This is a genomic window from Methanofollis sp., assembly GCF_028702905.1.
In the GTDB taxonomy this organism is placed as follows: domain Archaea; phylum Halobacteriota; class Methanomicrobia; order Methanomicrobiales; family Methanofollaceae; genus Methanofollis.
The window spans coordinates 1-9,199 of record NZ_JAQVNX010000084.1 but is presented as its reverse complement, the minus strand read 5'-3'; the positions used below and the strand labels follow the sequence as shown (position 1 = coordinate 9,199).

General features: G+C 58.8%; 8 protein-coding genes and 1 pseudogene. 1 reads left to right on the top strand and 8 read right to left on the bottom strand.

Translation table 11 applies throughout. The features are described 5' to 3' along the window. Positions 1 to 653 precede the first annotated feature (653 nt). The 8 genes and pseudogenes from PHP59_RS09605 to PHP59_RS09570 form a co-directional block, all read right to left on the bottom strand. Complete coding sequence (locus PHP59_RS09605) at positions 654 to 1,367, bottom strand: UPF0280 family protein (protein WP_300166409.1); 714 nt, start codon at positions 1,365 to 1,367, stop codon at positions 654 to 656. A 306-nt stretch (positions 1,368 to 1,673) separates the two neighbouring features. After that, complete coding sequence (locus tag PHP59_RS09600; RefSeq protein ID WP_300166407.1) at positions 1,674 to 2,696, bottom strand: ABC transporter permease; 1,023 nt, start codon at positions 2,694 to 2,696, stop codon at positions 1,674 to 1,676. A 9-nt stretch (positions 2,697 to 2,705) separates the two neighbouring features. Further along, entirely contained in the window at positions 2,706 to 3,653 is a 948-nt protein-coding gene (locus PHP59_RS09595) for a PepSY domain-containing protein (RefSeq protein ID WP_300166405.1), read from the bottom strand. A gap of 408 nt (positions 3,654 to 4,061) precedes the next feature. Further along, the gene (locus PHP59_RS09590) at positions 4,062 to 4,448 is read right to left on the bottom strand and encodes a hypothetical protein (protein ID WP_300166403.1); all 387 of its coding nucleotides are present in this window, start codon (positions 4,446 to 4,448) and stop codon (positions 4,062 to 4,064) included. Between the two features lie 61 nt (positions 4,449 to 4,509). Then, positions 4,510 to 5,457 carry a calcium-dependent protein kinase gene (locus PHP59_RS09585; protein WP_300166401.1) on the bottom strand — a complete coding sequence of 316 codons (948 nt, stop codon included), beginning with the start codon at positions 5,455 to 5,457 and terminating at the stop codon, positions 4,510 to 4,512. After that, positions 5,454 to 6,239: pseudogene (locus PHP59_RS09580) on the bottom strand (DUF6345 domain-containing protein). Before PHP59_RS09580 ends, PHP59_RS09585 begins: the two are co-directional and overlap by 4 nt. 489 nt (positions 6,240 to 6,728) lie before the next feature. After that, positions 6,729 to 7,115 carry a 4Fe-4S binding protein gene (locus PHP59_RS09575; protein ID WP_300166399.1) on the bottom strand — a complete coding sequence of 129 codons (387 nt, stop codon included), beginning with the start codon at positions 7,113 to 7,115 and terminating at the stop codon, positions 6,729 to 6,731. Continuing rightward, positions 7,112 to 8,623, bottom strand: coding sequence for a homocysteine biosynthesis protein (locus PHP59_RS09570; RefSeq protein WP_300166397.1), 1,512 nt, complete (start codon positions 8,621 to 8,623; stop codon positions 7,112 to 7,114). The genes PHP59_RS09575 and PHP59_RS09570 overlap by 4 nt, the downstream gene beginning before the upstream one ends. A gap of 89 nt (positions 8,624 to 8,712) precedes the next feature. Here PHP59_RS09570 and PHP59_RS09565 point away from each other — a divergent pair. Further along, on the top strand, positions 8,713 to 9,199 hold a 487-nt coding region (locus PHP59_RS09565), incomplete at its 3' end, for a Nif3-like dinuclear metal center hexameric protein (protein WP_300166395.1).

Below are 9,199 nucleotides of genomic sequence, written 5' to 3'. Positions count from 1 at the left end.
GTTATAAGCCTTATAATATCAAATAGTTTTCGGTAGATGAGATCATATCAAAAGGGGTTCCGCTTTCACCCCCGGCCTGAAGGCCGGGGTCCTCCCGCTCCACCCCTTTACCCCGCAAGATAGACGGCGGGAGATCAGTGCCCGTGCTGAGTGGCTGCCGCTCGAAAACCTTCGGTTTTCTCAAGCTCGCTCCGCTCGCACCCTGCTATTAAGGATAAGGGCGGGATTGCAATATCCCTATTCAGAATCTCTGCTCTGTCTTCCCCGACCCTATCCTGGATCGGGGGTCCGGGGGCAACGAGAAGGTCGAAGACCTTCGAGGCGGTCCCCCGGCGACCTGTTTGGGGAAGGCGGTGGATCGGCATCCTTGTCCGGGGGGCATCGCTCGAAAACGTTCCGTTTTCTCAAGCTCCCTTCGGTCGCACCCCCCGGTCCCCCCACCATTAGGATAGAGACGAGATGGTTATCCCCCTCATCAGAATATCCAGTTCACCCTTCCCCGGCCCAATCTTGAGCATGAGAAGGTCGAAGACCTTCGATTAGTCCCCCGGCACAGGCACGCCAGAACAAGAATTTTACAAAGTTGTTCTGGCAGTTCTGTGCCGGGGGATCTTTCTGGAGAAGGCGGTTGATCCACGCTTACCCTCAGAGGATCACACCTCCTCCCCCCGCGTGATGAGGTCGGTGTCGACCCGCACCCCGACGATCTCGGGGAGCGTCCCCCAGGTGCCGACGGCGTCGCCGAGGATGGCGAGGGCGCCCTGCACGCCGGTGCCTTCGAGGGCGGCGAAGGGTGCGTCGTCGCCGGGGTTGAGGTCGTTGCAGAGGGAGGTCGCCCAGGCGTCGGCGAGGGCGACGTCCTCCGCGATGACGCAGACGGCGTCGGCGATGCCGAAGGAGATCGACGGCCCGACCGTCGCCGACGACGTGCAGATGCCGAGGATGGCGGGGTGCCGTGGGACGAGGAAGGCCAGTCTGTCGGAGAGGGGCGACTCGCCGGCGTGGATGCCGACCCGCACGTCGCGGTCGGAGAAGAGGGCGATGTCCCCGCCGTTGTCGACGACACCGAAAGAGGCGCCTGCCTCCTGCATCGCCTCCGCCCCGGCCCAGGCGATGGTGCCGGCGACCGCCGCCATGGGGCCGACACCCGCGGAGAGGGACGCCGCGCCCATCCGCCGCACGATCGGACTCTCCGCCGGCGGGTTATAGGGGTCGAAGGTGATCCCGAAGAAGGGGTCCTCCGCGATGAACGCCTCCAGTTCAGCACGGGCGTCGAGCATCGCACATTTTGCCGCGTCGATGAAGGACTGCTCGTCGGCCAGGATCGTCGTGATCGTCTGCCTGTACTGGAAGTGTTCGCGGATCATGGTAGGAGAAGTGTTTGTTTGCGGGTATAGATAGGGGATGGATCGGGATGCCGTGCGCTGTGATCGCACCTCAAGAAACAAAACCGCCAGAAAGAGATCGGATACAGGTATTGGACTGGAAAAAAGCAGAGAATGAACCGGGCATACTCGCACGGCGATAGTTTTCTCTCTCTTTTCCCGAAAAAGGAGGAAATGAAAAAAGAGACCATGAAGAGACGGCCACTGTAAGGGAGATGTAACAGATCAGGCTATGATGCAGGGGTGCTCCCGCGATCCGGAACGCGGGAGATCGGCCCCCTGCCGGTTTTACCTGACATCCATCCTCAGGAATGCGACATATGCCAGTCCGAAGAACGCGGCCGGGATGAGGAGGAGTGCGACGATGTTCTTCCAGAGGTGGCCGAGGACCTCGGCATAGTCCAGGTCGTCTCTGTCGAAGTGCGACCATGCCTCGTCCGGGTCGCCGTGCATGTTCAGGTACATCAGGGGCTGGGTGACGGCGCGGGAGACTTCGGCATAGTTGAGCTGCGGCGAGAAGATGTATCCGGTCATGACAATGGCGTTTCGCATCTGGTCGCGGTCCCGCCGCTCCTCCAAGTAGGCGTTCCACTTCTCCAGGTCGGAGTCATCGACAAGGGTCGGCTTTTCCGATTCTTCCCCCGCGATTACATCGGCGGAAAGGGTCATTGCCGCCGGGACGACAGACGAGAGGAAGAAGAAGATGACCAGTGCATAGAGCAGCGCCTTCCCGCTCCGGTCGGCGACGACAGACATGGCAAGTGCGATCGCATACCCGCACATCAGGTAGAGGAAGGAGACAAGCCCGAAGATCAGGATGAACCCCGCCTCGTCGGCCGAGGGGACGTGGCCGGAGATGAGGAGGAGGGCGAGCGCGATGCCCAGGGCGACCGCCATGGCGAACGCCACCGAGACGATACCACCGAGGGCCTTGCCGGTGATCACCTCGTCACGGTAGACCGGGTGGGAGAGGAGCATCTTCAGGGAGTGGTCCTCCTTTTCGCCGGAGATGAGGTCGAAACCGACGGCGATGCCGAGCACCGCACCGAGGGTCGACATCGCCCCGCCCATCCGCATGAAGACGTCCAGGACAGAGGGACGGACATGCGCTATCGGCGATACGGTCCCGGAGCCGACAGCCTGGAGGGCCTGCATGTAGCGTTCGAGGGCGGTGGTGTAGTCCTGGATGCCCTGCCATGCGCCGATTGCCGCGATGATGAGGAAGAGAAGGAGGACGAGAAGGAAACGTCGTCCCCTGATGGTGTCAGCGAACTCTTTTTCCGCGATGGTGCATATCCGTCCGATCTCCATCTTCTCACCTCAGGTCGCATCGGGATGGTAGGAGCAGGCAAGCACCTCCCCAGTGTGGGCGTCGACATATGCATTGGTATCGTGGGGGTACTGGAGAGAGCGGTAGTGGTCGTCGTCGAAACGCACCTCCCATACTAGCGGGACCGCGTCCGTACTCCCGGTCTGTCCGTCGTACCACCTGAGATCGGCCGTATGGATGTCAAGGCCGGGCAGGTCGCCCCAGGTCCCCTTCAGGTACGCCCTGACGGCGTCCTTTGCATCTTCCCCTGAGACCGACGGGACCGTGTTGGCGACGCAGAGGTCTTCGTCGGTCTTCCACTGTTTCGAGTACCTGCAGACCTCGCCTGTCACCGCATCGACAGAGATGTGAAAGCAATCGCTGGAGCATGGGACGCCCCGGATCAGGCGGGCATAGTTGAACGAATACCTGCCGGCCACGGTTCCGATCGCTCCGCTGGAGAAGGGGTTATACTGTTCCGAGGTCTGTGTCAGGTCGGCACCGCCGGATTTTTCATCGACGTACGCCCGTGCGGTCTCCCGTGCCTCGTCCATCGAGAGGGAGGGTTCGGCAGGTCGACCCATCATCCCTGATCCGGCGGAAAACCCGAGGAGGTCGCCGGTCGCGGGATCGATCCACACCTGGATCTTTTCTTCGTCCTGCGTCCTGATCTCGCATTCGTAGAAGGGACTGTCTCCGTTGTCGGTGAGTTCGACGGTCGTCCGGTCGACCTTCACCTCCGGGAAGAGGGCGAGGGCGATTTTTTCCGCCTCAATTTTCGCTTCCTGTGCGTCTATCCCCGGTGTCGCCGACACCCCGGGTGTCGGCGTCGGCACGCCCGCGGGCGAGGGCGGGGTCGGTTCTCCGCCGGACGATGACGGTGACGGCAGGAGGCCGCCCCAGACGACGATGGCGAGAAGGGCGACAAGGGCTATGAGAGCAAAGAAGAATTTTTTCATGATGGGGTCTCCCGGGAGGCACCTGTTCGGGCATCCACGACCCAGAATATCCTCTTTGTTTTATATATCTGTTCTGTGCAGATCGTCTACGCGTTGAAAGGGTCACATGCCCCGTACGCCCCGCCGTCACGCAAAAAGGGGTCCGCCACCCGCGAAAAAAGAAAATTTTCTGTTCCCTACCTGTTCCCCCACGTCTCCAGCGCCTGCGCCAGTTCGCAGCGACCCTTTGTTCACACGTCGACTCCAGTATTGCACGACATACGATATCAGAACCACTATCGAAGTTCCGTATCGGAAAATTGCATCTGGAATCTTTTCTCCGGTGCTGGGATAATACGAAAGAGCACAGGTGAGGAGGGATGCACCCATGATCAGATCCCGATTCTCCAGATCCCAGGAACTGATTTTTCATCTCCTGCCCTCTGAGGAGGACGCCGACCTGTTTTCATCGTTTCCGTCTCCCGCTTCCGGGGTGCTGGACCTTTTTCTCAACCGGTCGATCGCCCAGATGCCGTACGCCGTGCCCGCTCCCGATATCACGACCCATGGCATGAGGACGAGGGGCAGGAACCTGATGTCGAGTTCCTGTGGATTGGCGTACCATGACTCAAGAAACAGAGCCGTCAGAAAGAGGCCGGAACCGAAGATTAGAATGCCGACGATGCAGAGAATAAACCAGGCGTACTCACCCGGTGAGATTTTCGTCTCTCTTCTGCCGGTAAGGGAGGGATAGAAGAACCAGATGGCGAAGACGGCCATCGCCAGGGGGATCAGGTACATCAGGTGATAATACATGGGATGCTCCTCTGATGCGAGAGATGGATCTTCCTGGCAAAAAAATGAGATTGTTTCTATTTCATGCTCCTTCAGGAACCGCACTCACATAATTCAGGTACGGCTCTTCTTTTCCATCATAATAGGCCGTCCCTGAGAAGGCCCAGACCGGCGTGACCGTTTTTTGTTCGTAGATCCTTGGTTTCATCCAGTACCCCAGGGATATATTTTCAATGGATATACGGTCATATCCTGCCATGTCCTGAGGGATAACGGTTTTTTCCGCTTTAAGGTTTTCATATGCCTTTTCCGCAGGGATGATCATTGTTTCTCCCGTTGCTTCGACCGGACGCCAGCACTTAACCATCCCGACGACTTCACCGCCGTCGCCGATGATGACGGCCATCTCATCACCGTAGACCGGAACACCGTCGAGTGTCCGTGCATACCTGACTGCAAGAGTAATGCTGTAAACTCTTTCGGGTTCACTGCCCCCTGCCTTCCAGACCTCCTGCTGCTGGTTTACTTCAACGGTACTCACCTTCGCTTCAGACGGCAACAACCCCCGTTCCTTCAGGAAGACATTGGCGATCTGTATTGCTTCGTCCCGGGAGGGGAGAACAGGTTGTTCCCTGACAGCAGCAGGAAACTCTTTGTCAGGAATTTCGTAGAGGATTGCCCCGGACGGAGGATACATGGAGAGTCTGGATACATTCTCCTTTGATTCGTCGACAATCTGGATCTCCCCGGTCTTCTGGTTACAAACCTCGGCATTTCCGGTCATCCCGAATAAGCCTGCAATCTTTTCCACCGACTGCACTGTTACTGCCGGTACATCGGTCCCATACACAGGGTACGATGTGTCTGTCGGTGCTGGAAAATCGGTCATAACGTCGAATTCAGTCTCGGCACTTCCCTGTATTGTCGGTAGCGAGCCTCTCTGCCCTTCGTCTGTGAGGAACAGTGAATACACCGCCACTGCGGAAACCAGCACCAGAATGCCAGCAAGCAGGATGTAGGTTTTTTTCATGGCTTCTTCCCTCCCTGATTGCAGTTATATAACCACCGATAAATTTCACTGTCTACAACAGGATCTGCGATGACCGAACCTTCTCCCCAGACGCGATCATTCCCGCAGTCGGAGTTTTCTCCGACGATACCGACACGGACTCCACTGGGGTGTGTTTCATCGATAGCGTTGTACCACGCAAGCCGAACTTTATATCCACTCAGGAGTTTCTGGGCGCAGCTCTCCCCATCCTCAGCATAATCATATGCTACAGTGTCGAAGCCGCAGATCAGATGCGCACCGTTTAGTGCCTATCTCTTATTTGATTTGAAATTTCCAGGTACTTGCGCGGTATTACAGGAATGCAGCAGCATCCATTCAAGATCGTAATCTCCCCATTCACAGCAATCATAATACATCCAATGTAACGGATCCGTAGCGAGTTTTATAAGATTATTTGCTCCATGGCCGACGAACATGACAATGTCGGCTCCATCCACATAGGATGAATCTGAACCGTCTGAGACCCACTGATCGATCGCTACGGTAGTGGTTCCTTTATTAAACTTCTGTGTCCAGCCCGCGTTCCCGAGTGTGTTATAAAACCCAAGAGCACAGTCATCAGCGCTTGGAAGATTACAACTGGGATATAGATATTCAGTAACCCATTCTACGCCAACTTCTGGATTGGAGAGATCATTGTCATCCCCTGAACCAGCACTCACTGCTGTTACCAGAGCAAAACATGCTATAAACACCAGAGTTGGTACTGTTCCTCTCCATAATGATCTGTTTCGTTTCATTTTTTCCTCCGCAAGAAAATTTACCCAGAAGCAAACAGACCGCAACGGCTATCCCTGATGATATCCAACAACCCGATCGCCTCCGGGCAGAGGAAGGCCGGGACACGACGCCAATCGAAGTCCCCGGCCTCCTGCGGGACACCCGTTCGGGCATCCACGACCCATAATATCTCTGTTGTTTTATATATCCATTCTGTGCAGATCGTTTATCTGTCACGGGGACCGTATGCCCTGCACACTGTAGCAGTCATGCAGGAGGAGAGGGATAGAAAAACAAGACAGGGAAGATGACATTTGTGAGGGGATCGGGCCGTGGTACATGGAGTGCTCCTGTGATCCGAGAAGGCGAGGAGACCAATCTCCTCCTGGTATTGCCAGACCTCCTCAGAACACTTTTCATGCGGCATGCTTGAACCCGGGGATCATGCCCGATTCAAAAGGATCGCACAATCAAAAAAGAAAGGAATAGTATCTGCCCGAAAAGGTCGCTCATCTCAAGAGGGAGAGCGCCCCGTGCGGGCATGCCTGGAGGCACCGGCCGCAGAGGACGCAGCGCTTCTGGTCGAGGACGAGGTTCCAGTCGTCGTCGAAGGAGAAGACGTCCTGCGGGCAGATGCTGATGCACGCCCCGCAGTCCACGCACTCGGCCTCGTTGTGGTGGATGGCGTCCTCGAGGACACGCACCGTCGCCCCCATGTCGCGCATCTTCTGGCTGACTTCATCCGCGGAACCGTTCGGGACGTCGATGAGCACCTCGCCCTCGCCCGGTTCGATCCGCGCCCTCTCGACATTGATCAGGACGCCGGTGTCCTTGACCACGCGGGCGATGATCGGTTCGCGGACTTTCTTCCTGGAGAATGAGACCATCAACTTCATGGTTGCTGCCACCTCCCGCCGAGAAGTTTGCCGAGGTCAAGCGCTGTGAGCATGCCGATGACCCGGTTTGCCGGGTCGACCACAGGCATGGCGCTGATGTTGTTCCGGTCCAGTTTCTGGGCGGCGATGTCCACCGCCTCCTCGGGCGTCGTCCTGACGACCTTTCTCGTCATGATGTCCCTCACAAGGAGACGATCGCCCGGCCGTGCAACGGCCTTGGTGACGTCGTAGGTCGTGACAATCCCGACGAGGACGCCATCTGCATCAAGAACAGGCAGGTGGTTTGTCTCGCCCTTGAGAAGCCTCGTGGCCGCCGCGGTGATCTGTTCGTCCTCGGTGATGCAGACGACTGCCGTGTCCATCACCTCGCGCACCATCGGGACCACCTTTGTCTCCCGCATCGGGTGCGTCCTCTTTGCGGCATTGAAGGACCTGGTCGGGAGGGCGAGTTCGATCGAGCCCTGCTCCACCCAGCCGCGCAGGGTCTCCGCGACCTCGCGGGCCTTCTTGTAACTCGAAAGAGACGAGGTCTTCACCTCTTCGCCATTGATCTCGACCTTCCCGCTCTTCAGTTCGGCAAAGCTGACCCGTTTGATAGCCGGGCGGTCGCGGTGCGGGACGCCGTAGTCGACGATGGTCGTCATCAGGTCTTCGTCCCGTACGGCCGTGCTCCTGACGACCTCGAGGTCGGTGACAGGCAGGGGGACGCCGACGCCGACGTACATCGTGACGCCGTAGCCCAGGTACGTCGCCGCCCTGATAAAGTCGGGGCTCATCTGCTTCAGGTCGCCGGTCGTCATCAGGGTTGCAAAACCGGTCGCCGGCGAGGACTGCGTGCCCTGCCCGACGACCATGCCCTCTGCCCCGCCAAGGAAGATGGGGACGCCGCTCCCGATCCGATGATAGCGGGGGTCGTTGGCGAGGGGGGAGAGCGCCCCTGCCCCTGAGTAGGAGACATTCCCGCTGTTCGGGAGGAGGAGGCCCATATAGGTGTGGAGGGTGCGGTCGGTGGAGTTCGTCGCCGCATTGTAGTTCTGGTAGGCGTTCCGCGGGTTGACCATCACGGCGTCGTTGAAGTCTTCGAGGAGGAGGGTGGAGGTCACAGTCCGGCGCGGGTAGCAGTCTGTCCCGCGGGAGATCGCGCGGAGTTCGACAGACCTGCCGGAGATCAGGTCCTCGATCACGTGCGCCCCGCCGTACTTATCGCCCTGCGTGGTGGACTGCTGGGTCGCCCCGAGGTAGGCGTCGACGGCGGCAACGCCCCCATATGCCTCGACGTCGTTGAGCCAGACCCTTTCCATCCTGATGGGGGGGTCGGTGTGGCCGAAGTTCAGGAAGGCACCGGAGGAGCACATTGCCCCGAAGGTCCCGGTCGTGACGACATCCACCTCCTTGAGGGCCCCTTCCTCGCCGAGTTCGGCGACAATGTCCGGCATCTCCTCTGCCGTGACGACGCGGGCATTGCCGTCGCGTATTCGTGTATTGATCTCTTCGATCGACTTCTCCATATTTTTCTATTAAACCTGCATATTAATAGGTCTTTCTTATTACTCGGGATAATAAGTGCCTTGATTATGCCGGAGACAGATCTGTGTATATGGATAGTGCAGACCTGGTTGCGCATCTGGAACGAATCGCGCCGCCGGAACTTGCTGAAGAATTCGACGACGGGCGGATCGGCCTCATCGTCGAAGGGAGGATGGACGTCGGGGCGGTCTGTTGCGCCCTCGACGCCACGCCTGCGGTGGCGGAGGCCGCCGCCCGCGCCGGGGCCGGCATGCTCGTCGTCCACCACACTCCCATCTGGGAACCAGTGACCGCTGTTCGCGGCACGACCGCCGGCGTCCTGCGGCCCCTGCTGGCGCACGACATCGGCCTCTATGTGATGCACACCAACTTCGACCGCGCGGCCGGCGGGGTGAACGACACCCTCGCCCGCATCCTCGGCCTTGAAGAGGTGCGGCCGATGTCGCTTGGACGCGTCGGCACCTGCACCTGCACCCTCAGGGAGATGGCCGCCCGCATCGGCGGGAATGTCAGGGTGTACGGCGACGCACGCGACCCCGCCACCCTTGCAGTCGTCG

What these genes read in the sequence shown, in the direction of transcription:
- PHP59_RS09600 (WP_300166407.1), bottom strand. Translation starts at nt 2,696, where the DNA reads ATGGAGATCGGACGGATATGCACCATCGCGGAAAAAGAGTTCGCTGAC.
- PHP59_RS09595 (WP_300166405.1), bottom strand. Translation starts at nt 3,653, where the DNA reads ATGAAAAAATTCTTCTTTGCTCTCATAGCCCTTGTCGCCCTTCTCGCC.
- PHP59_RS09570 (WP_300166397.1), bottom strand. Translation starts at nt 8,623, where the DNA reads ATGGAGAAGTCGATCGAAGAGATCAATACACGAATACGCGACGGCAAT.
- PHP59_RS09585 (WP_300166401.1), bottom strand. Translation starts at nt 5,457, where the DNA reads ATGAAAAAAACCTACATCCTGCTTGCTGGCATTCTGGTGCTGGTTTCC.
- PHP59_RS09575 (WP_300166399.1), bottom strand. Translation starts at nt 7,115, where the DNA reads ATGAAGTTGATGGTCTCATTCTCCAGGAAGAAAGTCCGCGAACCGATC.
- PHP59_RS09605 (WP_300166409.1), bottom strand. Translation starts at nt 1,367, where the DNA reads ATGATCCGCGAACACTTCCAGTACAGGCAGACGATCACGACGATCCTG.
- PHP59_RS09590 (WP_300166403.1), bottom strand. Translation starts at nt 4,448, where the DNA reads ATGTATTATCACCTGATGTACCTGATCCCCCTGGCGATGGCCGTCTTC.